The 24,276-nt window shown below is 40.1% G+C and carries 26 protein-coding genes and 1 pseudogene; 7 read left to right on the forward strand and 20 right to left on the reverse strand.

What is annotated here, in order from left to right; genetic code table 11:
* Positions 1 to 54 precede the first annotated feature (54 nt).
* The 11 genes from ACQKKO_RS09060 to ACQKKO_RS09110 form a co-directional block, all read right to left on the reverse strand.
* A complete protein-coding gene (locus tag ACQKKO_RS09060) occupies positions 55 to 630 on the reverse strand; it encodes a cob(I)yrinic acid a,c-diamide adenosyltransferase (protein ID WP_498646391.1) in 576 nt (191 codons plus the stop codon).
* Between the two features lie 67 nt (positions 631 to 697).
* On the reverse strand, positions 698 to 1,645 hold the full coding sequence (locus ACQKKO_RS09065) for an ABC transporter substrate-binding protein (RefSeq protein ID WP_498646393.1): 948 nt from the start codon (positions 1,643 to 1,645) through the stop codon (positions 698 to 700).
* Positions 1,646 to 1,689: 44 nt separating this feature from the next.
* The gene (locus ACQKKO_RS09070; RefSeq protein ID WP_498646395.1) at positions 1,690 to 3,471 is read right to left on the reverse strand and encodes an ATP-binding protein; all 1,782 of its coding nucleotides are present in this window, start codon (positions 3,469 to 3,471) and stop codon (positions 1,690 to 1,692) included.
* The gene (locus ACQKKO_RS09075; protein WP_498646397.1) at positions 3,471 to 4,190 is read right to left on the reverse strand and encodes a response regulator transcription factor; all 720 of its coding nucleotides are present in this window, start codon (positions 4,188 to 4,190) and stop codon (positions 3,471 to 3,473) included. Before ACQKKO_RS09075 ends, ACQKKO_RS09070 begins: the two co-directional genes overlap by 1 nt.
* An 85-nt stretch (positions 4,191 to 4,275) precedes the next feature.
* Complete coding sequence (ccsB, locus tag ACQKKO_RS09080; protein ID WP_498646399.1) at positions 4,276 to 5,463, reverse strand: c-type cytochrome biogenesis protein CcsB; 1,188 nt, start codon at positions 5,461 to 5,463, stop codon at positions 4,276 to 4,278.
* Positions 5,463 to 7,112 carry a cytochrome c biogenesis protein ResB gene (resB, locus tag ACQKKO_RS09085; protein ID WP_498646401.1) on the reverse strand — a complete coding sequence of 550 codons (1,650 nt, stop codon included), beginning with the start codon at positions 7,110 to 7,112 and terminating at the stop codon, positions 5,463 to 5,465. The genes ccsB and resB overlap by 1 nt, the downstream gene beginning before the upstream one ends.
* A gap of 14 nt (positions 7,113 to 7,126) precedes the next feature.
* On the reverse strand, positions 7,127 to 7,654 hold the full coding sequence (gene resA, locus ACQKKO_RS09090) for a thiol-disulfide oxidoreductase ResA (RefSeq protein WP_498646403.1): 528 nt from the start codon (positions 7,652 to 7,654) through the stop codon (positions 7,127 to 7,129).
* Positions 7,655 to 7,773: 119 nt separating this feature from the next.
* Entirely contained in the window at positions 7,774 to 8,502 is a 729-nt protein-coding gene (locus ACQKKO_RS09095; protein WP_498646405.1) for a pseudouridine synthase, read from the reverse strand.
* Between the two features lie 327 nt (positions 8,503 to 8,829).
* Positions 8,830 to 9,366 (reverse strand): spore maturation protein, encoded by a 537-nt coding sequence (locus tag ACQKKO_RS09100; RefSeq protein WP_498646407.1) that lies wholly within the window; start codon positions 9,364 to 9,366, stop codon positions 8,830 to 8,832.
* Positions 9,363 to 9,959, reverse strand: a complete 597-nt coding sequence (locus ACQKKO_RS09105) for a nucleoside recognition domain-containing protein (protein ID WP_498646409.1) — start codon at positions 9,957 to 9,959, stop codon at positions 9,363 to 9,365. The genes ACQKKO_RS09100 and ACQKKO_RS09105 overlap by 4 nt, the downstream gene beginning before the upstream one ends.
* On the reverse strand, positions 9,952 to 11,088 hold the full coding sequence (locus ACQKKO_RS09110; protein ID WP_498646411.1) for a D-alanyl-D-alanine carboxypeptidase family protein: 1,137 nt from the start codon (positions 11,086 to 11,088) through the stop codon (positions 9,952 to 9,954). Before ACQKKO_RS09110 ends, ACQKKO_RS09105 begins: the two co-directional genes overlap by 8 nt.
* Positions 11,089 to 11,228: 140 nt before the next feature.
* On the opposite strand from ACQKKO_RS09110, the gene ACQKKO_RS09115 reads away from it, so the two are divergent.
* Positions 11,229 to 11,960: a DUF421 domain-containing protein gene (locus tag ACQKKO_RS09115; protein ID WP_498646413.1), complete on the forward strand. Its 732-nt coding sequence runs from the start codon at positions 11,229 to 11,231 to the stop codon at positions 11,958 to 11,960.
* Here ACQKKO_RS09115 and spoVAE read toward each other — a convergent pair.
* The 4 genes from spoVAE to ACQKKO_RS09135 are packed head-to-tail and all read right to left on the reverse strand — an operon-like array spanning position 11,957 to position 14,227.
* The gene (gene spoVAE, locus ACQKKO_RS09120) at positions 11,957 to 12,307 is read right to left on the reverse strand and encodes a stage V sporulation protein AE (RefSeq protein ID WP_498646415.1); all 351 of its coding nucleotides are present in this window, start codon (positions 12,305 to 12,307) and stop codon (positions 11,957 to 11,959) included. The two genes, ACQKKO_RS09115 and spoVAE, sit on opposite strands and share 4 nt — an antisense overlap.
* Positions 12,304 to 13,320 (reverse strand): stage V sporulation protein AD, encoded by a 1,017-nt coding sequence (gene spoVAD / locus ACQKKO_RS09125; RefSeq protein WP_498646417.1) that lies wholly within the window; start codon positions 13,318 to 13,320, stop codon positions 12,304 to 12,306. The genes spoVAE and spoVAD overlap by 4 nt, the downstream gene beginning before the upstream one ends.
* Positions 13,321 to 13,788 carry a stage V sporulation protein AC gene (gene spoVAC / locus ACQKKO_RS09130; protein ID WP_498646419.1) on the reverse strand — a complete coding sequence of 156 codons (468 nt, stop codon included), beginning with the start codon at positions 13,786 to 13,788 and terminating at the stop codon, positions 13,321 to 13,323. It lies immediately after the preceding gene.
* Between the two features lie 7 nt (positions 13,789 to 13,795).
* A complete protein-coding gene (locus ACQKKO_RS09135) occupies positions 13,796 to 14,227 on the reverse strand; it encodes a hypothetical protein (protein ID WP_498646421.1) in 432 nt (143 codons plus the stop codon).
* Between the two features lie 154 nt (positions 14,228 to 14,381).
* Between ACQKKO_RS09135 and ACQKKO_RS09140 the strand changes: the two genes are divergently transcribed.
* The 4 genes from ACQKKO_RS09140 to cls all read left to right on the forward strand — a co-directional run bounded on the left by ACQKKO_RS09140 (position 14,382) and on the right by cls (position 18,743).
* Complete coding sequence (locus tag ACQKKO_RS09140) at positions 14,382 to 15,080, forward strand: DUF421 domain-containing protein (protein WP_498646423.1); 699 nt, start codon at positions 14,382 to 14,384, stop codon at positions 15,078 to 15,080.
* A gap of 108 nt (positions 15,081 to 15,188) precedes the next feature.
* On the forward strand, positions 15,189 to 15,491 hold the full coding sequence (locus tag ACQKKO_RS09145; protein ID WP_498646425.1) for a phasin family protein: 303 nt from the start codon (positions 15,189 to 15,191) through the stop codon (positions 15,489 to 15,491).
* A 99-nt stretch (positions 15,492 to 15,590) separates the two neighbouring features.
* A complete protein-coding gene (locus ACQKKO_RS09150) occupies positions 15,591 to 17,252 on the forward strand; it encodes an ABC1 kinase family protein (RefSeq protein ID WP_498646427.1) in 1,662 nt (553 codons plus the stop codon).
* Between the two features lie 30 nt (positions 17,253 to 17,282).
* Positions 17,283 to 18,743 carry a cardiolipin synthase gene (cls, locus tag ACQKKO_RS09155; RefSeq protein ID WP_498646429.1) on the forward strand — a complete coding sequence of 487 codons (1,461 nt, stop codon included), beginning with the start codon at positions 17,283 to 17,285 and terminating at the stop codon, positions 18,741 to 18,743.
* Positions 18,744 to 18,810: 67 nt separating this feature from the next.
* On the opposite strand, the gene ACQKKO_RS09160 is transcribed toward cls, so the two are convergent.
* Complete coding sequence (locus ACQKKO_RS09160; RefSeq protein ID WP_498646431.1) at positions 18,811 to 19,380, reverse strand: helix-turn-helix domain-containing protein; 570 nt, start codon at positions 19,378 to 19,380, stop codon at positions 18,811 to 18,813.
* 84 nt (positions 19,381 to 19,464) lie between these two features.
* Between ACQKKO_RS09160 and ACQKKO_RS09165 the strand changes: the two are divergent.
* Positions 19,465 to 20,423: pseudogene (locus tag ACQKKO_RS09165) on the forward strand (DMT family transporter).
* A 253-nt stretch (positions 20,424 to 20,676) separates the two neighbouring features.
* Here the strand turns inward: ACQKKO_RS09165 and ACQKKO_RS09170 are convergent.
* From ACQKKO_RS09170 to ACQKKO_RS09180, 3 genes are all read right to left on the reverse strand, one after another.
* On the reverse strand, positions 20,677 to 21,555 hold the full coding sequence (locus ACQKKO_RS09170) for a superoxide dismutase (protein ID WP_498646433.1): 879 nt from the start codon (positions 21,553 to 21,555) through the stop codon (positions 20,677 to 20,679).
* A gap of 204 nt (positions 21,556 to 21,759) precedes the next feature.
* Positions 21,760 to 22,344, reverse strand: coding sequence for an SMC-Scp complex subunit ScpB (gene scpB, locus ACQKKO_RS09175; protein WP_498646435.1), 585 nt, complete (start codon positions 22,342 to 22,344; stop codon positions 21,760 to 21,762).
* Positions 22,341 to 23,105 carry a segregation/condensation protein A gene (locus tag ACQKKO_RS09180; RefSeq protein WP_498646437.1) on the reverse strand — a complete coding sequence of 255 codons (765 nt, stop codon included), beginning with the start codon at positions 23,103 to 23,105 and terminating at the stop codon, positions 22,341 to 22,343. Before ACQKKO_RS09180 ends, scpB begins: the two co-directional genes overlap by 4 nt.
* A gap of 132 nt (positions 23,106 to 23,237) precedes the next feature.
* On the opposite strand from ACQKKO_RS09180, the gene ACQKKO_RS09185 reads away from it, so the two are divergent.
* The gene (locus ACQKKO_RS09185; RefSeq protein ID WP_498646439.1) at positions 23,238 to 23,780 is read left to right on the forward strand and encodes a DUF309 domain-containing protein; all 543 of its coding nucleotides are present in this window, start codon (positions 23,238 to 23,240) and stop codon (positions 23,778 to 23,780) included.
* 25 nt (positions 23,781 to 23,805) lie between these two features.
* On the opposite strand, the gene ribH is transcribed toward ACQKKO_RS09185, so the two are convergent.
* Positions 23,806 to 24,276 carry a 6,7-dimethyl-8-ribityllumazine synthase gene (ribH, locus tag ACQKKO_RS09190; protein WP_498646440.1) on the reverse strand — a complete coding sequence of 157 codons (471 nt, stop codon included), beginning with the start codon at positions 24,274 to 24,276 and terminating at the stop codon, positions 23,806 to 23,808.

Here is a 24,276-nt window from a genome sequence, read left to right on the forward strand (position 1 = left end):
TTCTCCCCCCAAATGTATACCTATGCGAGGGGAACAATCATATGACACATATTACTAGTCTTCTTTCTCAAAAAACCGAAACACATCGGTTCCTCGAATATATTCAATATCAGAGGTTGAGTGAAAGGCGTTCGCTACTCTCGCCACAACAAAAAAATAATCCGATAAGCGGTTTAAATATTGTTGAATTGTTGGGTTGGCAGCGCCCTTCTCATCAAGACATCTTGTTAATTGCCTCTCTGCTTTGCGAGCCATCGTTCGACAAACATGTAAAGTAGCAGCTGCTTTTGTCCCACCAGGCAATATAAATCGCTTGATCGGTGGAGTCTCACCCATCCAGAAGTCCATTCGTTTTTCAAGCCAGACTGTTTCTATATCAGTTAGCTTCTTTTCATAAGTATGTTCCAGTTGTATGTATGATAGATCACTCCCACAGTCAAAGAGTTCATGTTGAATTTTTAGCAGCTCATGTTCAAGTTCTGGATATGCTAACTCGGCACGAGCCATCCCCACAAAGCTGTTTAATTCATCAAGTGTTCCAAGTAATTCTATTTGGCTATCATGCTTAGGCAGTTTTCCTCCGATAATGGATGTTTCGCCTTTGTCACCTTGTTTTGTATAGATTTTCATATAAATGCTACTCCTTTCATTTGAAAAGAGGCTGGGAATTGTTATGTCCCGGCCTCTTCGCTACTATTTATTCAAAATCCTCTGGATACACAAGCTCTGCAAGGTCCCAAGCTCCTTCTGCTAAACGTGGGCCTGGACGACTGACAAGATTTGCGTCGATATCAAACACTCGATTTTCTTCCACTGCTTTTACCCGGTCCCAGGCTGGTCGTTCTTTAATGGACTCAGATCCATCATATGTAGAGATAATGACATCGGGGTTATAGGTAATCCCGATTTCTTCACTTAACTCTACCCACCCCTCCTGATCGTCTGCTGCGTTTTTGGCATGTCCTACACTCAATAATTCGTCAAGAAAAGTCTGGGTACCAGCAACAAATATGGGTTGAGATGAAATTTCAATCCAAACGGAGCGTTGATCATCCTGCTGTTTCTGTGTAATTTCTGCTAATTCTTGAAACTGATTAGCCATATTCTCCACTACGTCTTCTGCATTTGCCTGCTTATTAAGCAGCTCACCAATCTGTTCAATGGTATCATAGACTGCCTCAACCGTTTGGGCGTCATCTACAATAAAAACAGGATACCCTGCTTGATCTAATTGTTCAAATGCATGCTCTGCTTGCGCTGCACCTGATTGATGCGCAAGAATCAAATCCGGTTCAAGCTCAATGATTTTCTCTACATCAAATTCCATACCACCAATACTTTCAACATCTTGCACTTCAGTTGGATAATCATCAAATTCCGAGCGACCTACTAGTCCTTCTTCAGCATCTAATGCATAGATAATCTCTGTATTACTGGGAATAAGAGAGACGATAGACTGTGGTTCTTCTTCAATAACAACGTCGCGTCCTAACGCATCTTTACGCTCTAAAGGATAGCTTGTTTCAAACGTATCCTCTGATTCCTCCATTGTGTTCTCCGTGGGATTTTCCTCTATTTGATTCGTACAACCCGCAACCAAAGTCATGCCAAGAACAAGAGCTGCAATCAGAAACCTGTCATTCAACGTTTAACACCCTCCACTTGTTTCGTATGGAACAAGATTTTTCTTTATTTTTCGCTAGGATGGTCAGGTTTTCGTGGAAGAACGATAGAAAATGTAGTACCTTTGTTCATTCGACTGTGAACCGTTACTTCTCCCTTATGAGCTGAAATGATATTTTTTGCAATGGCTAGCCCAAGCCCTGTACCAGAACGACCTCTCGTTCTTGATTTGTCACCTTTATAAAACCGCTCAAATACAAACGGTAGATCTTCTTCCGGAATTCCACTTCCCGTGTCCGTCACATCTAGTTCAACCGAGTTCTCAAATAGTCGAACATTTAAGGCTACCGTTCCACCTTCTTCTGTATGTCTAATAGCATTATGCAGAAGGTTGGTTAATACCTGCTCCATCCGATCAGGATCCATTAGAAACTCAGGCAGCTCTCCTTCAATATGCGTAGTAAGAGTTATACCATCATCTTTCGCATAGCCCTGGAACTTCCGTATCACTCGATCACAAAAGTCTTTTATATTTATTAAATCCTTATTAAGCTCTGTATGACCTGCTTCCATCCGTGCTAGATCAAGCAGTTCATTAACTAGCCTTCCCATACGTAAGGATTCATCATAAATGATTTTTGCAAGCTCTTTTTGATCCTCAACAGTACCCGCAAGATCATCTACAATCGCTTCACTATATCCTTGAAGGAGGGAAATAGGCGTTCTCAACTCGTGTGAAACATTGGCAATAAAATCTTTTCTTAATTTGTCATGCTGTCTCTCTTCCGTCATATCTCGGATAACTGCAACAGCTCCCCGTACATCCTTTTGATCATATAACGGAGCCATCAAAATGGCCCAGCTTCTGCCCTGCACCACAAGTTCAATCAGTTCCTCTTCTTCTTCACCTAAAACGTTTAAGTAAAGCTGACTCATTTCCTCAGGTAGATTTGATGCTACTAGAGGCTGATCTTCCTTTTCATAACGCCAATCCTCAAAGAATCGCTCAGCAGGTGGATTCATAACTACGACTTCTCCTTTACGGTTAAAAGTCATAACACCATCCGCCATACTACTTAAAATTCGGGCAAGCTGCTCTTTTTCTTGATTGAGGGCAGCAATATTACGGTTAAGCTCTCTTCTCATCCGGTTGAAAGCAATGGCTAACTGACCAATTTCATCATGAGTAAGGATAGGAACCTTCGTTTGAAAGTTTCCTTCTGCTACTTCTAGCGCCGCCTGCCGCATTTTACGTAAAGGGGCAGTGACTCTTGATGAAAGGAAAAAAGCAAAGATTGTTGTTAGAACAATGGCAATTCCTGCGGATAAGTACACTAATCTTCTTGTTTCATTTGACGTTTGTTCAAAAGCAGATAGCGTTTGATACATAAAAACACCACCGCCCGATTGACCAGCCAGTGGAACTCCTACAACCATAATTTCATCTTGATTAGATGCGGATCCAGAGAAATCACCTTCTTTAACAACCACTTGATTAAATTCAATTACGGTTGAAAGCTCTTCGTCACTTAAGAAAAAAGACGCAGGTAAGGTAACATCTAAATGATTCTCTGATCCCCAGCTTTTTTGGCCATCTTCAAAAATGGCAATGTTAATATTAAAATTCTCTCCATACTGACGAATCATTTCTCGCCCGTTCGGCTCGTTCCCTTGTTCTTCGTATATAGATGCAACCATCGTCGTATGTTTTTGAAGCTGCGTTTCCGCCTCTTTAAGATTAAATTGCTCCAAGGACTGGAGCAATAAAACCATTAAGATCGCGAGTACTGCTGATACTAACAGTAAAATGGTAAACCATAGCTTACCAACTACACTTTGCCAAAGCATTAGGACCTCGCTGCCTCAAACTTATAGCCGACTCCCCATACAGTTGCAATCATAGATGCCGTTTCTTCTGATACTCGGTTTAACTTTTCTCTTAATCTTTTAACGTGTGTATCAACTGTTCGCAGGTCACCAAAGAACTCATAATTCCATACATCTTTTAACAGTTGCTCACGTGAGAAGACCTTGTCCGGTGATTGAGCTAAGTAAAATAAAAGCTCATATTCCTTTGGTGTTAACCCAATATCTTGACCATCGACACTCACTCGATGAGCGTCGTTGTCAATGGTTAATTGGTTAAACACGAGTAAATCTTTTGCTTGAACATCTGTTTGTAAAAACTTAGTTGTGGATGAGCGTCTTAGTAAAGCTTTTACTCTTAACACAACTTCCCTTGGGCTAAAAGGTTTAACAATATAGTCATCCGCGCCAACCTCAAAGCCTTGTACGCGGTTCCCTTCTTCTCCTTTAGCCGTTAACATCATGACCGGAGTTGCTTTCGTTTTCCTTAGTTCCTGACACATCTCAACGCCGTCCATTTCAGGCATCATGACATCCAGTAGGATTAAATCATATTCGGTCTCTAGGGCCATTTCTAACGCTTTTTGGCCATTAGTCGCTTCTTCTATTGAATAATTTTCTCTCTCTAAATACATGCGTAGTAAACGGCGAATTCTTTCCTCGTCATCTACAACCAATATTCTTGCTTCTTGTTGATCCATAAGGCAAGGGCCTCCTTCAAGTACTTATAAGCTCTGATACTTGTAGTGTACCATGTCTTCAATATTTCAGTCACTTGAAGTGATCTTATGCATAGGAATGCAGACCAGCAATGACCAAATTAACAAAAACAAGGTTAAACATTATGATGGCAAACCCAATTACACATAACCACGCTGACTTTTCTCCGTGCCATCCGTTTGATAAACGTAAATGTAGATAGACCGCATAAAATAGAAATGTGATGAGCGCCCATACTTCTTTTGGATCCCAACCCCAGAATCTTGTCCATGCAATTTGTGCCCAGATCATTGCAAACACTAGCCCACCTAATGCAAATACCGGAAAACCAATCGCAATAGCTCGGTAACTAACTTCATCCACTTGCTCTGGATTCACTGATTTTAATAGTGGTTGAATGGCATGTCCAATTCTCTTTCGTAAAACTAGACGTAACAGAATATAAATGACGATCCCCGCAATAAACGACCAGATCACTGTATTTAAATCATCACTTCTGATATCAGCCCATACATGGAACAAAGGCTGCATCCGCCCATCCGTTAGCATTTCCCCTTCGTTTGGTCCAACAAGTGCAGGTAAGGTATACGTCATTTGCGCTTCTGCATCTAATTCATTTATGTATTGAAAAACAGCTTCATAATTAAATAATCTAAATAAATAGCCAATCCCAATGTATCCTACTAAACTTGTGATTGCATACATAATCCATTCAAGAGCAGCAGTTTTTAGTCCTGGCTTTGAGTAATCCAACGTTCTGATTAAATACACGAGACCCGCAGCAAATCCAATAGATAAGATTCCTTGACCAAGGGCCGTTGTAATTACATGAATTTTTAACCAGTTGCTTTGTAGCGCCGGAATAAGCGGTGCGACTTCTCTTGGGAAAAGAGAAGCATATGCAATTAATAGCATAACTGTTGGCATAGTAAACATTCCAATAACATTGTTGCGATACAAACTATAGATTAGAATAAATGCAAGCCCCATCGCAATCCCTAGAAAGGTCATATACTCAAACATATTACTAACAGGTGGATGTCCAGCAACAGACCACCTTAGGATAAAATAGCTTAATGAACAAACGGCAGCAAGTATACTAAAGATAAAGCCAAATGTCCCCCAGCGATTCCCCTTCATTTCTCCTTGCTTGTTTCTCCATTTCTTTCCTGTAACAGCAACTGCAAATGCAATCGTTGAAGCCAAGTAAAGAAAAAACGCAATAAGCATAAGTGTTCCACTTGCTGCAGCCATTATGAACCCTCCTGAGCTTCTTTCTTTTTCTGTTTATCTTCTGATTGATCAACTGTCGCGTTTAAACCCGTTCCTTCTGCAACCATATCGATATCACGTTGCAGAGCAAGCCAGCTCTTATTTGTGTGTCCAGCGATCCACCACTCATTGTCAACCTTTTGTAACCAAATTCGACGATGTGTCCAATATGCACCTTGGACTAAACCAATCATAAAGATCGCTCCACCTACCATGAGGAATGGAATCGTATAATCCTTTCGAACGGTCAAGATGCTGACATTTTTCATTACAACATCAACGAACGTCATTTTATATGCTGCCTCACCAAGTGGTTCACGGTTATCTTGTATTCCTACAAAGCTAACTTCACCCTCAGGTGTTTCAGGTGTATACATTTTAAAGAAAAAATAAGGATTATCAGGAACACGCGAACGAGTGGAAGGCTGGTTTTGATCATTCATAAAATAATCAGGGAAATAACCCAACACCTCTACTTTGTATCCTTCTTCAAGTTCATACACTTCTTCAGGATCAAATAAATCGATATCCATTCGACCAAAGGTTTCGCCTGTTTCTTTGTTTTCTAACGTAAAGGATAATTCATTAAGTTCATTTAACTTATACTGTGTCTGATATAAAGAAAGACCTTCATATGATAAGGGTTCATTTACACGTATCTCTTGTCTTGCAACTTCTTTTTTCTCTGATGTTTCACCGATGACTCCTGTTTCTTCTGTAGCTAACAAAATCGCATCGGTTTGAAACGTTTTAACGACTGGATCACCCGTTCGCTCAAGTGCTTCTTGAAAGGTTGGATCTGATTCATCGTAATACTCAACAAAAAACCGTTCATTATGTACAAATAAAGTAGAATCCGTTCCCGGAACTCTTGCTTCTTCTCCTTCGCGAACCCACATCGACTCATCTACATACATACCTGGAAAGTAACGTAGCATACAACCAATTAAGAAGATAATGATCCCTACATGGTTTACATAAGGCCCCCATCTGGCAAAACGGTTTTTCTCGGCAAGTAGGTTGCCATTTTCTTCTCTGATTTTGTAATGCTTCTTTGATAAATTGGACTTCATCAGGCTATTCATTTGCTCTTGATCCATATTACTTGCTTCAGTTTTCGAAAAAAGTCGCTGCTTCTTTAAAAACATCGGATGTCGTGTAATTCTCTGCTTTGATAGGGACTTATAAAGAGGAACAACACGATCCAAGCTGGCAATAATCAGCGACACTCCGAGTGATGCTAAAAGCAGCATGTACCACCATGAGCCATATAAGTTGTGAAAGCCTACATCATAATAGAGCTGACCTAAGAATCCATACTCTTCCTTATAATATATTGACGCATTTTGGTCGGCAGGGATAAAAACCTCCTGCGGAAAGATACTTCCGAGTGCTGAAGCGAATAGAAGGACCACTAATATCCAAATTCCAACCTTAACCGAAGAAAAAAACATCCAGATTTTATCAATAATCGTGCTCGTGTACGTTTTTGAACGACGAGCTGCTCCTTCATAACGCATATTAAGCAATGGTGCTTCAGCCTCTAATTTTTCAAGAGGTTTTCCGCAATTTTGACAAATCAGTGTACCTTCAGAGTTGGTTTGACCACATTCACACTGTACGTTACTCACTTTTTACACCTCGCTTACTCGTTAGGCACAATTGAATCTAAAAACTCATTAATCATTGCCTCATTCATTTCACCTTGATGAACCTTAGTAATCATACCGCTTTCATTAATTAGAATTGTTGTTGGAAGCGGACGAATGCCATACGCTTCTGAGACTTGCATATTTTTATCTAGCAATATAGGAAAACTAAGGTCATAGCGATTCACAAACGTGTTCACTGCAAGTGGCGCTTCATTTACATTGACTGCTAGAATCTCAACGCCCTTGTCCTTGTATTCTTGATACTGAGATTCCATATAAGGCATCTCACGTTCACACGGCGGACAGTAAGTTCCCCAGAAGTTTAACATGACCCCTTTTCCTTCATAGTCTGAAAGCTGATGGGTTTCATCATCTAAATCCTTTAAGGAGAAGTCGATTGTTGTATTTCCAGCCTGGGCAATACTATGATCTTTTCCTAAGCTAAAATATAGGGTTATACTGACTACTATAACAATGGCGAGTAAGATAGACGATCTCATAATTAACCGTTTTCTTTTCAAAGTAACTACCTCCTAAACTTACAACGTTCACACCCAATGCGTGTAAGAATGAGTTAAAAACAGGCTGATCCCAGCCTGTTTCTAGTATATCGTTATCCGGTACTGCTTGTCTTTTTGTTTTATGACGGTTTCGTGACAGCAAGCTCACGAAGATGTTTAACCTCAATTGGTTTAAGAGGACGCACGTCACCTGGGTTCATCCCTTTTAAGGTCAGAAAGCTGTATTCCTCACGTTTTAACTTCTGTACTCCATGTCCAATTGCTTCAAACATGCGACGAACTTGACGATTGCGACCTTCATGAATACTAAGTCTCACAATCGCTGTATTTTTTTTCTTATCCGCTGTCATTAGCTTAACTTGAGCTGGTGCTGTCTTGCCATCTTCTAGCATAATCCCTTTTTCAAGTCGTTTTAAGCTTTCTTTTGTTGGAATGCCTTCTATCTTAGCCACGTACACTTTGTTAATCGTGTGGCGTGGATGCATAAGAAGATTTGCAAATTCTCCATCGTTTGTTAACAGAATTAAACCAGAAGTTTCATAATCTAATCGCCCTACAGGAAAGACACGCTGTTCCACTTGAACATAATCTGTGACCACTTTTCGGTCGCGATCATCACTTACACTTGAAATGACGCCACTTGGTTTATATAAAAGAAAATAAACAGGTTCTTCTTTATCAATAGGAACACCGTCCACTTCAATTTTGTCTCGATTTGCTTGTACTTTTACCCCTAATTCAGTCACGGGTTTTCCGTTCACTGACACCCGTCCTTGCAGGATTAACTCCTCTGCTTTTCGTCTGGATGCAACGCCTGCGTGGGCAATCACTTTTTGTAACCGTTCCATTATCATTCACCTCACGTACCATCATACCCTCAGAAGCGTCATTACACAAGATTAGACAAAAAATTAACATGGATAAGGCATATGTATATGACATCTAAAGATCATCATTAGATGCAAAATGAACTTAAGAGAAAATAGTAAATGAATGATAAAAACATACATGAAGATAGTAATGTATTCCCTATAGGAGAATTCCTCGCTTTCCATGCGAGTCTCCGGTTCTCACCCGCTACTTTTGCCAAAATACAAATGGCGAACGATTCGATTGAAGAACCATTCGCCATTTTCGAATTCATTTTAGTTTTGTCCCTGTCTCTATACACAAACTCATACGCCATGGAACAAAATAGTGATAATAACAATCGAAGCTACGATGCCGACCAAATCAGCAAGCAGGCCAACTTTCAGAGCGTCCCCCATCTTTTTTACACCAACTGCACCAAAATAAACAGTTAAAATATAAAAGGTTGTGTCTGTGCTACCTTGCATCGTGGCTGCCAGACGCCCGATAAATGAGTCTGGACCGTGAGTGGCAATTAAATCACTCATTAAAGCAAGAGCCCCAGTTCCTGAAACGGGACGCAGTAACGCAAGCGGCACGACTTCACCTGGCACACCAATCAAATGAAAAACAGGTGACATGGCGTTCATGATAAAGTCAAGAGCACCGGATGCTCTAAAAACAGAGATCGCAACCATCATCCCTACTAAATAAGGAATAATTGAAATTGACATGCCAAACCCTTCCTTAGCGCCTTCAACAAATGTCTCATAGGTTGGAACTTTTTTAATGGTTCCATATATTAAAATGCCGCCAATTAGGAAAGGGATAAACCAAATGGATAATTCCGTTAACCAACTCATATCGTTCGCTGCTTTCTCATCTTTCTTAAATAAAAGATGCGATCAATGATAATCGCTCCGATAAATGCACAAGCTGAGGCCATAATCGTTGGACCAACGATGTCCGTTGGAGAAGCAGAACCGTAGCTCATCCGGATTGATATGACTGTTGTAGGGATAAACGTGATACACGCAGTATTTAATGCAAGGAGCGTCACCATTGACCGACTTGCTGAATCTCGATTATCGTTAAGCTGCTTTAATTGTTCCATTGCTTTAATACCCATGGGTGTAGCGGCATTTCCGAGTCCAAACATATTTGCCGTTATGTTGCTCAAGATATATCCCATAGCCGGGTGGTTAGCAGGAACTTCTGGAAAAATCTTTGTAGCAAGCGGACGTAGCATTTTAGCGAATGTTGCGAGAAGCCCGGACACTTCTGCAATCTTCATTAACCCTAACCAAAAAGCGAGGACACTAATTAATCCTAGACAAATGGCAACGCCCTCCTTTGCACCAGAAAAAATCGCTGCATTCACTTGATCCATTGTTCCATTCCAAGCTGCAAAAAGAACGCCAATAACAAACATAGACATCCAAATTTTATTAATCATTTGCTTGGACCCCCACTACTACTTGAATCACTCCAAACAATCGACTCCAAAAGGAGCGCTGCTCTTCTTCAGTTGGAGGATCATAATATAGAGGGATACTCGTTAGCACTTCTTGATCCATCTTCACTGTTAGTTTCCCAACGGGCTCGTTCAGCTTTTCTTCGGTCACGGGAGGTGTGACGAGTGTGACTTCCTGATTCAGTTTGTTCCATTCATTTTTCTTAATCGGATAAAAGTACGATTGTTTCGAATAGATTCTTCCTTTATAGTACTCGTCCTGAACGATGGAAATTGGTCCCTCCTGAACAACCTCTTGAAGCTTCACCTGGTCAAATGCCCAATTAAATAGATTCATATGATCATCCCAATCACTTGGCGCATCAAGTGTAACAACAATCAAATCAAGATCATTTTTAGTTGCCGTTGAAACAAGCGTACGATGAGCCAACTTCGTATACCCGGTTTTCCCACCAGTTGAATATTTATAAAGCTGAGTAAGTAGCTTGTTTTTGTTATGAAACACTCGAGTCGTTCCTTCTTTTGTGCGGTAATCACTCGTACCTGAAATCGTTTTGTACGTATCATTAGTCATCGCATACTGTGTAAGAAGAGCCATATCATATGCGCTAGATCGGTGATTCTCTAGGTCATCTAAGCCATGTGGGTTTTGAAATATCGTATGCTCCATTCCAATCTCTTCTGCTTTTTGATTCATTAGTAGAACAAAGCCCTCTACGCTTCCTCCTACATGTTCAGCAATAGCCATTGCTGCGTCATTTCCACTTCTCATCATTAATCCATACACTAAGTCTTCAAGTAAAACCTTCTCGCCAGCTTGCAGGTATAACGAAGACCCTTCTGTTCCAAATGCACGATCAGAAACGGTAACAGTCTCATTCAGTTTACCGGACTCAATAGCGAGAATAGCTGTCATGATCTTAGTTATACTTGCTATCCGCATCGGTTCATGTTCATTTTTTCCGTATAACACTCTGCCTGTTGACTGTTCCATTAAGATAGCAGCTTGCGCAGAGACCCCGATGTTCGCTTCTGCTTTTACAAACGAAGTTGTCCATCCCATCGTTAACAGCAATACAGATAGTACTAATAGACTAATCTTTTTCATCATCTGCTACTCGCCTCGTTCCTGTGTTCAAGGGTTGTCCCCTGACTTCTTACCAATATATCTATGCCGGACAACCTTTTTTATGACGGGTTATCAGGTTTAGAAAAAAAGAGATGTGAGCAGACTAGCTAAAAAATGAAAGAGTGATATGGTTGGTTGAAGAACTTAAAAATTTAGGCTTTATTATCTTACGTATTGTGACCATCTTTCCTCTGCTACTAGTCATGACGATGTACATGGGAAAACGTTCAATTGGAGAACTTCCCATCTTTGATTTTCTAATCATTATTTCTCTAGCTTCTGTTGTCGGTGCAGACATTGCCGATCCTAACGTTAAACATCTTCCAACAGCCTTTGCTATTATTTGCATCTGTTTGCTTCAAGTGATTGTCTCAAAACTCGCTATTCGAAATCGTACCTTTGGAAAATGGATTTCATTCGAACCGACAGTGGTTGTACGAAATGGGAAAATTCTAGTGCAAAACATAAAAAGTATTCGTTACTCTTTGGATAACATTTTAGAAATGGCACGGAGTAAAGGTGTCTTTGACCTAGATGAAATTGAACTTGGTATCATTGAAGCGAGTGGGGAGCTTAGTGTATATAAAAAAGCAGACAAGCAGCCACCCTCAATTGAGGATCTAGGGATTCAGAAAACACCTGGTGGAATTGCCTATCCAGTTATTATCGAAGGGGAAATTCAACAAGAAGTATTAAAAAGGCTTAAATTAAATCAAGAAACCCTCCTGGAAAAGCTAAACCAGAAGGGTATTCACTCATACGATTCTATTTTTCTTTGTACCATTAATTCAATTGGCGAAATTCAGCTTGCCTACACGAATCACGATGTTAAATATGAATCCATTCAGCATTAGCCTTTTGGTTTAAAGATAAGTGAAGCTAAGAAACCAAAGATAATGGCTGCAGAGATTCCGGCACTCGTCACCTCAAAAATACCTGTTAATACACCGATAATTCCATTACGCGCAACTTCATCCATCGCTCCTTGAACAAGCGAATTCCCAAAACTTGTAATCGGAACTGTTACACCTGCTCCTGCAAAATCAATGAGTCGATCGTAGACACCAATACCGTTTAGGATGGCACCACTTACAACGAGTGTTGACATGGTGTGAGCTGGTGTGAGCCCTCCTACATCCATTAAAAGTTGTCCAATGACACAAATGAATCCTCCAACGAGGAAAGCCCATAAAAAGATCAAGCTCTCACCCCCTCAGCTTCTATTGACACTGCATGAGCAATACAAGGTATGGATTCCTTTTGTTGAAACGAAAGTGGCGATAAAAGAGCACCTGTTGCAATGACAAGAATCCGGTTTAGCTCCCCTTTTTTCATTCGGTTTAATAAATGACCGTATGTAACAACAGCGGAGCAACCAGGTCCACTCGCTCCAGCAAGTACAGGTTGATCTTCTTTATAAATCATGAGGCCGCAGTCTTTAAATTGATTTTCTTTTAACACAATCCCTCTTTGTTCACACAATTCTTTTGCAATAGCGAGTCCAATTTCTCCAAGATCCCCACTCACAATTAAATCGTAATCTTCTGGACTAGATCCCGTATCACGAAAATGTGCTTCAAGTGTATCAACAGCAGCCGGTGCCATCGCTCCACCCATATTAAACGGATCAGATAATCCCATATCAATAATTCGTCCGATAGTAGCCGATGTTACACGCGGACCATTTCCTTCATGAGAAACAACCGCTGCACCAGCTGCTGTTACAGTCCATTGCGCTGTTGGTGGTTTTTGTCCACCATATTCAGTAGGATAACGAAATTGCTTTTCTGTAGCTGCGTTGTGACTAGAAGCGACGGCAATAGCATGATTAGCTCCTTTTGTCTGAATAAGGTATGCAGCCATTGCAAGACCTTCCATTGAGGTTGAACATGCACCAAACAATCCAAGGTAAGGGATTTTAAGGCTTCTTCCTGCAAATGTCGAAGGTGTTAACTGATTAACCAGATCCCCTGATAACATAAACTGTATCTGATGCTTTGTCAGTCCACCTTTCTCAATCGCCTTCTCACATGCTTGTTCAATTAAAACGGTTTGTGCTTTCTCGTATGAACCCTGTCCCATCCAGAGATTATCATGCAGAATATCAAACTCATCCGCTAAACGACCATTTGCTTCAAAAGGTCCGCCGATTGTGCCAGTTGAACGAATAATTGGTCTGCTCTCAAACACCCAGCTCTGTTTACCTACTAACATTTAAAACCCTCCTTGGATGATGGTTTTAATGATGGCCACGAAAAATGCCGCAACTGTCCCAAAAACAATAACTGAGCCAGCAAGTTTAAACATATTCCCACCTACACCGAGTACATAGCCTTCGGTGCGATGCTCTATCGCTGCAGATGCAACTGAATTAGCAAAACCTGTAACTGGCACAGCCGTTCCAGCTCCTGAAAATTGCGCAAACCGATCATAGACGCCGAATCCGGTTAGTAATGTCGATATTAAAATGAGAACAGCGACCGTAGGGTTACCTGCTGTTTTCTCAGTAAAGTCAAAAAAAGTATAAAAGAAAATAGAAATCCCTTGTCCAATCACACAAATGAGCCCACCTACCAAAAACGCCCGTATACAATTCATCAGTACAGGTCGTTTTTTTTCATGTTTTTTAGCCAGCTGCTGGTACTGCTTTTGTTCTGGATTTAATTGTTTTTTAGACGCCATGTACACCTTATCCCTTCATATCTTCTTCTAGTTTTTCTACTTTCTTTTTTAATTGCTTTGCATCTATTTTTTCATTTGCTACTTGCTGCTCCAGCTTTTCTAGCTCCATGTAAATTTTTTGATCCGTTGTAATGTGTACTTTTGATTCAGGAAACTCATCTTTTACTCGTTTAAACGCTTCTTGACGAATATGTTTTAGCTTTAATCGATCAAATTGCTTTACTTTCGGATCAAGAAATAATAGGTGTTCGTATTGAATCCCTTTCACATCAACCACTTCTTCCATTTGTAGCACAAGCTCTTTCGCTTGAATGATGTTACTTTGGCTTACCACTGGATTTAGTTCATCATCTGAGAGTGACTTTATATCTTTTGCCCCTCCACAAGCCGTAAGAAGAAGGAAACATATAATCATTACAAGTATGAATTTCTTAAACATAACACCCATCCTTTACCTAATTTGCGTCGATGCTTTTCACTTAGCATTTGAAAGAGCGCTCTATTTTATAACAACAAACGAATGTTTTTTGTTCGGATAACTATCATTTTTAAGCTCAAGCTAAGGAACAAGCTACAATGAAAGGAATTGTTATATGCTTAATTCTACTTATGGTTCACTTACGGTTGAATTAATTGTTGGTTTTTTTGCGCTGTTATTACTTACAAAGATTCTTGGGAAAAACCAGTTGTCCCAGCTTTCTCCATTTGATTTTGTCTCAGCCTTAGTGGTTGGGGAGCTTGTCGGAAATGCCATCTATGATGATGAGGTAAGTATTTTTAGGGTGCTTGTTGCCATCGCAATCTGGGGAACGTTGATTTATCTGATTGAAATCACAACGCAGAAAATAAGGAGATCCCGTTCAATATTAGAAGGCAGTCCGTCCATTGTTATCTATAAAGGGAAGGTTGATTTTAAAGCCTTAAAGAAAAATAAATTAGATCTTAATCAGCTTCAGCATCTGTTAAGAGATAAAGGTTCCTTCTCCATTAATGAAGTGGAGCATGGAGTGCTGGAGACTGATGGAACCATTACTGTTTTGAAGAAGCATGCATTTGACACACCTAAAAACCAAGAGCTAAATATTAAGCCTTCTTCAGTTCCACTCCCCCTATTAGTAATTCTCGATGGAGAAATTTCAAAGAAAAACCTCGAGACAGCAAACCTTACGGAAACGTGGCTTCAAAAAGAAATCCATAGACAAGGATATAAAAAGTGTGAAGAGATCTTATATGGGGAATGGATTGAAGGCGACGCCTTATATCTTCAAGCTTTTGAAGAATCATCTTCCTAAACGTTCACAAGGCTTTAGATTTTCATTTTCGAGAAAGTAAGGTAGTATTAGGATTAGATAACAGAAAATCTCGTCATGATTTTGAGATTAACCAGGAGGAATGTGTTCATGGTCAGAAGTATATTGAATAATGTGTATTCACTTGGTTTAGGTGCTGCCGTAGCGAGTAAAGAACAGATTGAAAAAGCGGTAGATGATTTAGTCAAAAAGGGCGAGATTAAACGATCTGAATCAGAGAATCTTGTTGATGATTTAATTGAAAAAGGAAGTCAAACTCAAAAACAAATTGATGGCATTGTTCAAGAGCGTGTTCAACAGATGCTCCGCTCTATGAATATCGCAACAAAAGAAGAAGTGGAAGCGTTAGAGCGCAGAATTAGAGAATTAGAACAATCCATTTCAAAACAGTAAAACAGACAGTCAGACCAGAAACAAAAAAGGCGGTTCTTTTTAAAGATCCGCCGCTTTGCGTTTTTTGTCTCTTTTTATAGAGCTGGAGGTGACCATGCATTGATTAAAAAACGCATTCGCTATATTCAACGATATCAAGATATTCTTACTGCCCTTTTTCATTATGGATTCGGTCACTTAGTTCGTGATCTTGGTCTGTTAGACTTTGTGAGAACACCGAAAAAAAAGAAAGACCCTAATTACTATCGTTCCACTGCAGAACGACTTCGCTTACTTTTAGAAGAGCTAGGACCTACATTTATTAAGCTCGGACAAGTAGCAAGTACTCGTTCTGACATTTTTCCGGACTATTTAATTAGCGAACTAAGTAGACTACAAGACCATGTCCCCCCCTTCTCCTTCCAGGAAGTAAAATCCATTATAGAGGAAGATTTACATGCACCTCTACATGAGATCTTCCACGATTTTGAAGAGAAGCCCATTGCAGCAGCGTCAATTGGTCAAGTACATAAGGCTCTCCTCCCATCTGGTGAGCAAGTTGTCGTTAAAGTAAGACGTCCCAATATTGAAAAGATCGTATTAACAGATTTAGCTATACTTGAGGATTTACTTAGTTTAGCTGAAGAGCGATTAATCTGGGTTAAGCAATTTAACCTATTAGATGTGTTCCATGAATTTTCAGAAGCCTTAAAGCTGGAAATGAATTACCGGGAAGAAGCTCAGAATACAGAACGAATTCTTCGTCAATCCGAAGATGACCCATTTGTAGAAGTGCCTGACATCTTTAATGAGTTTTCAAGCAAACGAATCTTGACCATTGGTTTTGTTGAAGGAGAAAAGATTACCTCTATTACAGAAGAAGCTGGTTATAACTTAAGTAAAGTGGCTGAGAACTTCGCAAAAGGGTTGTTCCAACAAATTTTTGTTTATGGTTTCTTTCATGGTGACCCTCATCCAGGAAACGTGTTTGTTAAAAAAGACGGTACCATTGCACTGATTGATTTCGGGATGGTTGGCAGATTATCGATGGAAATGCGACAAAATTTAGCGTTATTAGTCATTGGTCTAAAAAGCAGACATACAGATAAAGTATTAAAAGCATTAAAGAATATGAAGATTGTACACGATGAAGTCAACCAAGTATTGTTAAAGGACGACTTAGACGCACTGCGCCTTAGATACTATGATGTGCCGATCAGTGAAATCAGCCTTGGAGAGGCCGTGCAGGATCTGTTTACCGTTGCCAACAAACACAATTGTAAGATTCCATCTGATCTCACGATTTTAGGGAAATCACTATTATCAGTTGAGCGAATTGTGTCAAACTTGGATCCAGAGCTACGGATCATGGACTTAATTGAACCTTTTGGGAAAACGTTAATTAAGGAGAGATATGATCCTCGGCGTTTAACATCTCTACTTAAAGATGAAGTGATTGATTCCCTTGATCTTGTTCGAGATCTTCCAAGAGAGCTACGAGCTTTATCAAAATCAGTTCAACACGGGAAAATCAAAGTAGAAATATCTGTTCCTGAGGTGGATCGCTTAATTAATAAGATTGATAAGGTAAGCAACAAAGTGTCATTTGCCATTGTATTGATGTCCTTTAGCGTCATTATGGTAGGAATTATTGTTGGGGCTTCTTTAACGAGCGAGCCGACTATCCTATTACAGCTTCCGGCTATTGAAATTGGATTTGTGATAGCAATCTTAATGTTCCTATGGATCATCTTTTCGATCATTCGATCGGGACGTTTTTAGCAAGAAAATACAAAGTTGGCAGGTATATATATGACAATTGAATTCGACATTATTAACACACTCGCAATTATTTTATTTATTGTGAATCTCCTCCTCGCCACTGTGCTCATCTTTATCGAACGAAAAGATGCCACATCAACATGGGCATGGTTACTTGTTCTCTACTTTATTCCGTTTTTAGGCTTTATCATTTATTTATTAATTGGGCAAACCTTATCACGGAGAAAGATGTTTGAGTGGGAAGGCATCCAAAAGATAGGAACTGAAAGCGTCATTGAAGAGCAAAAAGAACATATTAAGGATCCTGCTTTTGCCTTTAATGAACCTGTGGTTGACGAGAGTCGAGACCTCATCTACATGATGCTAATTAATAACGACGCCGTATTAACCAAGAATAATGAGGTTAAGCTATTTACGGATGGTCATGAGAAATTTGAGCAATTACTTCTAGATATCCAAAACGCAAAGTCGTTTATTCACATGCAATATTATATATTTCGGAACGATGAGATTGGTAAGAAAATCATTCAAGCTCTCACAGCTAGAGCTCATGAAGGTGTTAAAGTTCGTTTTTTATATGATGATTTAGGATCGCGGAGTTTGAAACGAAAGCACCTAACTGAGCTTGAAAAAGCGGGTGGAGAAATCGGAGTGTTTTTCCCTTCAAAGCTTTCGCCCGTTAATCTTCGCCTTAATTACCGGAACCATCGCAAATTGATTAACATTGATGGATCACTTGGATATGTGGGTGGATTTAATGTAGGCGACGAATACCTTGGAAAAAGTAAAAAGTTCGGCTATTGGCGCGATACACATTTACGATTAAAAGGCCCTGCCGTTCATTCAATTCAGACTCGCTTCATACTTGATTGGAATCAGGCTGCCAAAAATTATCATATTTCCTACGAGGATCGTTACTTCCCTACGATTGAAACAACTGGATCCACTCCAATTCAAATGGTATCAAGTGGACCAGATTCAGAATGGGAACAGATTAAAAGTGGCTATCTAAAAATGATCATGAAGGCTGAAGACTCCATTTATATTCAGACCCCGTATTTTATACCTGATCAAACCTTACTTGATGCATTAAAGGTTGCTTGCTTAAGTGGGATTAATGTTCAAATCATTATTCCAAACAAACCTGATCATATGTTTGTTTACTGGGCGACACTTTCTCACGTAGGTGAATTGTTAAAGGTAGGTGCGAAGGTTTATACTTACGAAAACGGCTTTATTCATGCGAAAACGTTAATTGTAGATCGCAAAATTAGCTCGGTTGGTACGGCGAATATCGATATGAGAAGCTTTAAGCTAAACTTTGAGGTTAACGCATTTATTTATGAGAGAGAGTTGGCCGAAGAGCTTTTGGCAAAGTTTGATGAAGATTTGAAGCTATCCAAGCTTTATACGCTTGAGATTTATGAACAAAGACCAAAATGGATTCGTTTCAAAGAATCGATTTCAAGACTTCTTTCGCCTATTTTATAATTGGCTCATCTGGACGGACATTCCCATCGAATGCTCGTCCTTTTTTCTATTCAACTCGCCTGCCTTGTCATGCTGAATACGTCATAACAAAATGTAGAACAGCTTCTTCGCTTGAACGATTTTCATACGCATGCTCAACGTCTGCCTCAAACTTAACGGCATCATACACGGATAAGTCAGTTGGTTGCTCTTCAATCCAGACAGTTACTTCTCCCTTCATCACCGTTACATACTCAACCACACCTTCCTGATGTTTGCCAGGCCGATACGTACTGTGAGGTTTTAAAAACGCTCGATGAACTTCTACTGGTCCATACACTCGATCATCAAACATCGGTTCAAGAAGACACACCCCATCTACACTGTACACTTTGTTCCCAGTATGACTGCGCGAAATCAGTACATCCTCAGCTTCCTTTAGAAGAGCTGATATTGGGATGCTTAAAGCATTTGCGATCTTCCAGATGACTGCTAAGGAAGGATTCGCCTCACCCCGCTCAATTTTGCCAAGCGTTAACGCGCTCACGTAAGAGCGGTCGGCTAATTCTTGAATACTTAAACGCTTCTCTGTTCGTACCTTTCGTAATGTACTTCCGATTTGGCTTGCAAACTGTTTCTCATCATCATTTCGATTCAAAGGGTTTTAACACTCCTTTTCTTTTTACACTTATGATACTATAATATATAAAATCTATATTATAGTATATGAAAAGAGGCTATTATGAAAGAATTATTAATTGGCTTACTTGCTTCTGCATTCTTTGCGGTTACATTCATTCTAAACCGTTCAATGGAGCTGGATGGTGGAAGCTGGATGTGGTCCTCTTCTCTACGCTTCTTTTCCATGATACCGTTTCTTTTAATCCTTGTGCTGTTTCGCCGTAAACTAATGCTTCTACTTCATGAAATGAGAAAACAGCCAATTCAGTGGCTCATCTGGAGTTTTTTGGATTTGTTTTATTTTATGTACCTATTACGTTTGCAGCCTCATATGGACCAGGCTGGCTGCTCGCTGGAACCTGGCAGCTGACAATCGTGTGTGGCGCATTGCTTGCTCCATTATTCTTAACGAAGCAAGGATCTATCACAAAACGATCAACCATTCCATTATCAACGTTAGCTGTTTCATTCTTTATCTTACTTGGTGTAGTACTAATTCAAATTCCTAATGCACGCTCGCTATCAACAACCGAAATTGTACTCGGTATAGGTCCAGTTGTGATCGCTGCTTTCGCCTTCCCACTTGGTAACCGTAAAATGATGGAGGTTTGTGGCGGCCGACTTGAAACGATTGAGCGCGTTCTTGGAATGACTCTTGCAAGTTTGCCATTTTGGTTCATCATTGCTTGCATTGCCCTCTTTCAAAAAGGCTTGCCATCAACATCTCAAGTCACGCAATCAAGCATTGTTGGGTTAAGCTCAGGAGTAATCGCCACTACACTATTGTTTTACGCTACAAACCAAGTAAGACATGATCAAGCTCGTCTTGCTTCTGTGGAGGCCACTCAATCCATGCAAATTCTTTTTGTTATTGTTGGAGAAATGCTTCTCTTATCAATTGCCCCACCTAAAGGGATTGCGTTAATTGGTATTATGATCATTATTGCTGGCTTACTCCTACACACATTTCTCACATATAAGAATACCAAAAAGATCACGCTAATGCAGAAAGCTTCATAGTAAAAAAAGGTCGGGACATTACATGAATGTAGATAGCAAAACACGAACATAGTATAATACCCGCTACAGGAGAATCCCTCACTTTCTGCGGAAAAGGCGCAGCTACAGTGTCTCACCATTTTTTTACCGCAGGAGTTTAGGTTCTCCTTTCGCTTGTTGTGCAATAATACGAATGGCGAATGATTCAATCGTAGAATCATTCGCCATTTTTTCATTCATTTTTAGTTTTTTCTCAGGTTCTTTTTTCGGGGGCTTAATAGGGCTGCCAGCGTAGTTTCTTTGCTTCGGCGAATCGTTTGGAAACCTCTTTCCAGTTCACAACATTCCACCATTGCTCGATGTAATCCTTACGAACATTTTTGTATTTTAAATAATACGAGTGTTCCCATACATCCAACACGAGCAGCGGCACTTGGTCTTGCTGAGAAAGGTTTTGATGCTTCTCTGCTTGTAGAATTTCCAATCGGTGAGCCCTTGGACTCCAAACAAGAATCGCCCAGCCCCCTCCTTCTACTTTTTCAGCCGCGGCAGAGAAATGAGCCTTAAACTGCTGAAAGTTGCCAAAGTCCTTTTGAATTTGACTTGCAAGCTCCCCCATTGGCGCTCCGCCGCCATCTGGAGACATAACCATCCAAAACAGGGTGTGTAAATAATGACCTGCCCCGTTAAACGCAAGCTCTCTCTCCCAATGCTTCACTAAATCAAAGTTACCTGTTCTTCTCGCCTGCTGAAGCTCCAACTCTGCTTTGTTTAAATCATCTACATATTTCTTATGCAGAATGTCATGGTGAATGCGCATCGTTTCTGTGTCAATATAAGGTTCTAATGCACCCGCTTCATAAGGCAGAGGCGGGAGTGTATGTCCACCGATCGGAACAGGATTCTCTTCAACTACACCGTTTTGCTGACTAAAATTTTGGAGAAGCTGCCATTGTCTATACGCTTCATCAGCTAACGTTACAATAAAGGCTTCATCATGAGAACGATAGGTCAGTCCCTCTCGCAAACGAAAGATCGCTTGTTCAAATGAATCCGTATTAACTTGATTGCGTTTGAATGACACTCTGTTCTCAAGCCATATCTGTTCCAAATGCTGAGCCCAATTTACAATGGTCTGAATGTATTCACTCAAAACAATGCCCCCTAGTTTTTCGTTTGGATTATTGTATGTGTGAATGCCTAAATTGTGATTAGGATTTTAATTGCTTAGACAAAACTAACACTAGAGTCTTATATTTTCCCTCCGCTAATAATACGAAATACAAAAAACGAATGATTCGATGGTTGAATCATTCGTCTTTTTAAATAAACATTCAGTTTTGCCATAGCAAGTCTCTTATTCGCCTTCTGTTTCGTTCATTTTCTGAAAGAAAAGGTCGGCTTCATCTTCGGAAAATTCTTCGTCGCTTCCTTCAGGTAAAGGAGGAAGCTCTGAAAGATCTGTTAGTCCAAAATGGTCTAAAAAATAATCTGTTGTACCGTATAGAATGGCCCGTCCTGTCCCAGAGACCCTTCCCACGTCTGTGACTAGAAGCTTTGAAACAAGTGATTGAAGTGATTTCTCTGACTTTACCCCTCTTACTTCGTCAATCTCAACTCTAGTAATTGGTTGTTTATAGGCAACGATTGCGAGCGTTTCAAGTGCTGCCCGTGATAAGCCTGAATGGATAGGCGAAGAAGCGAGCTTCTTAAAATAGGTTGTGTGTTCTGGAAGCGTTGCAAGCTTTAGAACACCAGCTGTTTCAATGAGCTGCAACCCTCGATTCGAGTCAGAAAATGATTGCTTTAAACTTGTAACAGCTGCATTTATATCACTTTCCTCTAGTTCTAGTACGTCTGACAGTTGCTGATAGGTTAACCCTTCATCTCCTGTCACAAAAAGCAGTCCTTCTATCACTGCATGTAACTCTTCTTTCTTCATGCATTAATCCCTCCGCCAGCCTGGTAAATCAAAATATCCGAAAAGTGATCGTGCTGTTCACAGCGAATAACGTTTGTCTTCATCAGCTCAAGTACCGCTAGAAACGTCACGACCAGCTGGCTTTTTTCACCTGATTCAAATAAGTCTTCAAATCGCTTGGGACCCTGAGTTTGGAAGATCAGGTTCATGACTTGATCCATCTTTTCTTCAATTGAATATTCTTGACTTTTAATTGTTCGTGTTTGTGGTGTACTAAATGTTTTGCGTTTCATTAATTTTTGATACGCTGATAACATATCAAACAATGAAACACCTTGTATCGCAAGATCTCTGCGTTCCTGCTCTGTTATGTATGGATCAAGATCCTCTGGTGGTTTTGTATGAATCAAGCTGCGCTCTTGTTCTTTATCCTTAAGCGTCTCAGCTGCTTCTTTGTATTTACGGTACTCAATTAACTGAAACATTAATTCTTCTCGCGGATCGTCTTCCACGTCCATCGACCATTCGTCCTCAAACAGCTCCGTCGATTCCTTTGGTAGGAGCATTTTGCTTTTTATCGCAAGTAATGTTGCCGCCATTACTAAATATTCGCTTGCTATATCTAATTCAAGATCATTCATTGTATGAATATAGTGCAAATATTGATCGGTAATCCGAGCAACGGGTATATCATAGATATCTACTTCTTCTTGATTAATTAAATGCAGGAGAAGGTCTAATGGTCCTTCAAATGCATCAACTTTTACACTATAGGAATTCATTTATATCACGGCCTTTTGCATACGTTCAATTGGAGTATACCATACTTACGATTATGGTGGAACGCTTGCTATTTAAGAGCTACAGTTGGTATATTGAATCCATTAAGGTTGTTTGAACGTGGAGGTTTGATTATGCAATATCCTAAAGCCTATCTTGAATTTCTGATCTATTTTCATACAGATCGAGATTATTTTGAATGTCATGAAGTACTAGAAGAACATTGGAAGACTACGCCTCGCCAAAAGGAAGATCAATATTGGGTCGCTCTTATTCAACTGGCCGTCGGACTTTATCACGAGCGACGTGGAAATATTCCAGGCGCAAAGAGAATGTTGTCGAGTTCATTGCGAATCATTGATAATGATCCGCTTGCTTTCAACATGCTAGGTTTAAATACCCCGAAACTTATAAAATTGATAAATGAACGTTTGATCCAAATTGAACAATCTGCATCGTTTTTAGATATGGATTTACCCATCGATGACCCTCAATTACTTAAGGAGTGTTATTCCGCTTGTGAAGATAAGAAGCTAGTCTGGTGTGCACCGAGTATGCTTGATAGAGGAGAACTTGTTCATAAGCATTCGCGGAGAGATCGAAGTGAAGTCATTGCCGAACGTGCACTTCAATTAAAAAAACGAAGAGACTCAAAACAAAACCCACTGGACAATTAATCATCATCCAGTGGGTTTAACTTTTTTAAGCGTCAATTGCTCGGCTTAGATTAGCCATCTCAATGGCAGCAATAGCCGTTTCTGCCCCTTTGTTTCCAGCTTTTGTACCTGCTCGTTCAATAGCTTGCTCAATCGTGTTTGTCGTTAATACGCCGAAGATGACTGGGATACCCGTAGATAAAGCCAGTGATCCTACGCCTTTAGCAGCTTCATTACAAACATAATCGAAGTGTGGAGTCGATCCTCTAATAACCGTACCCAGTGTTAAGATGGCATCGTATTTGCCAGTGTCAGCAAGCTTTTTAGCCGCGAATGGAATTTCAAATGCTCCTGGTACCCACGCTACTTCAACATCGGCTTCATTGACGCCGTGCCTTCTTAATACGTCCTCTGCACCAGATAGCAGCTTACTTGTAATGAATTCGTTAAACCTCGCTACAACAATCCCAATCTTTAATCCTTCTCCTGTTAACTTACCTTCATAAATCGTTCCCAT

This window comes from Alkalihalobacillus sp. NPDC127517, from assembly GCF_050276055.1.
Lineage (GTDB): Bacteria > Bacillota > Bacilli > Bacillales > Bacillaceae_D > Alkalicoccobacillus.

What these genes read in the sequence shown, in the direction of transcription:
- ACQKKO_RS09185 (WP_498646439.1), top strand. Translation starts at nt 23,238, where the DNA reads ATGCAATATCCTAAAGCCTATCTTGAATTTCTGATCTATTTTCATACA.
- spoVAD (WP_498646417.1), bottom strand. Translation starts at nt 13,320, where the DNA reads ATGTTAGTAGGTAAACAGAGCTGGGTGTTTGAGAGCAGACCAATTATT.
- ACQKKO_RS09145 (WP_498646425.1), top strand. Translation starts at nt 15,189, where the DNA reads ATGGTCAGAAGTATATTGAATAATGTGTATTCACTTGGTTTAGGTGCT.
- ACQKKO_RS09075 (WP_498646397.1), bottom strand. Translation starts at nt 4,190, where the DNA reads ATGGATCAACAAGAAGCAAGAATATTGGTTGTAGATGACGAGGAAAGA.
- ACQKKO_RS09110 (WP_498646411.1), bottom strand. Translation starts at nt 11,088, where the DNA reads ATGATGAAAAAGATTAGTCTATTAGTACTATCTGTATTGCTGTTAACG.
- scpB (WP_498646435.1), bottom strand. Translation starts at nt 22,344, where the DNA reads ATGAAGAAAGAAGAGTTACATGCAGTGATAGAAGGACTGCTTTTTGTG.
- ACQKKO_RS09060 (WP_498646391.1), bottom strand. Translation starts at nt 630, where the DNA reads ATGAAAATCTATACAAAACAAGGTGACAAAGGCGAAACATCCATTATC.
- ACQKKO_RS09105 (WP_498646409.1), bottom strand. Translation starts at nt 9,959, where the DNA reads ATGATTAATAAAATTTGGATGTCTATGTTTGTTATTGGCGTTCTTTTT.
- ACQKKO_RS09135 (WP_498646421.1), bottom strand. Translation starts at nt 14,227, where the DNA reads ATGTTTAAGAAATTCATACTTGTAATGATTATATGTTTCCTTCTTCTT.
- ACQKKO_RS09070 (WP_498646395.1), bottom strand. Translation starts at nt 3,471, where the DNA reads ATGCTTTGGCAAAGTGTAGTTGGTAAGCTATGGTTTACCATTTTACTG.
- ACQKKO_RS09180 (WP_498646437.1), bottom strand. Translation starts at nt 23,105, where the DNA reads ATGAATTCCTATAGTGTAAAAGTTGATGCATTTGAAGGACCATTAGAC.
- ribH (WP_498646440.1), bottom strand. Translation starts at nt 24,276, where the DNA reads ATGGGAACGATTTATGAAGGTAAGTTAACAGGAGAAGGATTAAAGATT.
- cls (WP_498646429.1), top strand. Translation starts at nt 17,283, where the DNA reads ATGACAATTGAATTCGACATTATTAACACACTCGCAATTATTTTATTT.
- ACQKKO_RS09100 (WP_498646407.1), bottom strand. Translation starts at nt 9,366, where the DNA reads ATGAGTTGGTTAACGGAATTATCCATTTGGTTTATCCCTTTCCTAATT.
- ACQKKO_RS09140 (WP_498646423.1), top strand. Translation starts at nt 14,382, where the DNA reads ATGCTTAATTCTACTTATGGTTCACTTACGGTTGAATTAATTGTTGGT.
- ccsB (WP_498646399.1), bottom strand. Translation starts at nt 5,463, where the DNA reads ATGGCTGCAGCAAGTGGAACACTTATGCTTATTGCGTTTTTTCTTTAC.
- ACQKKO_RS09095 (WP_498646405.1), bottom strand. Translation starts at nt 8,502, where the DNA reads ATGGAACGGTTACAAAAAGTGATTGCCCACGCAGGCGTTGCATCCAGA.
- spoVAC (WP_498646419.1), bottom strand. Translation starts at nt 13,788, where the DNA reads ATGGCGTCTAAAAAACAATTAAATCCAGAACAAAAGCAGTACCAGCAG.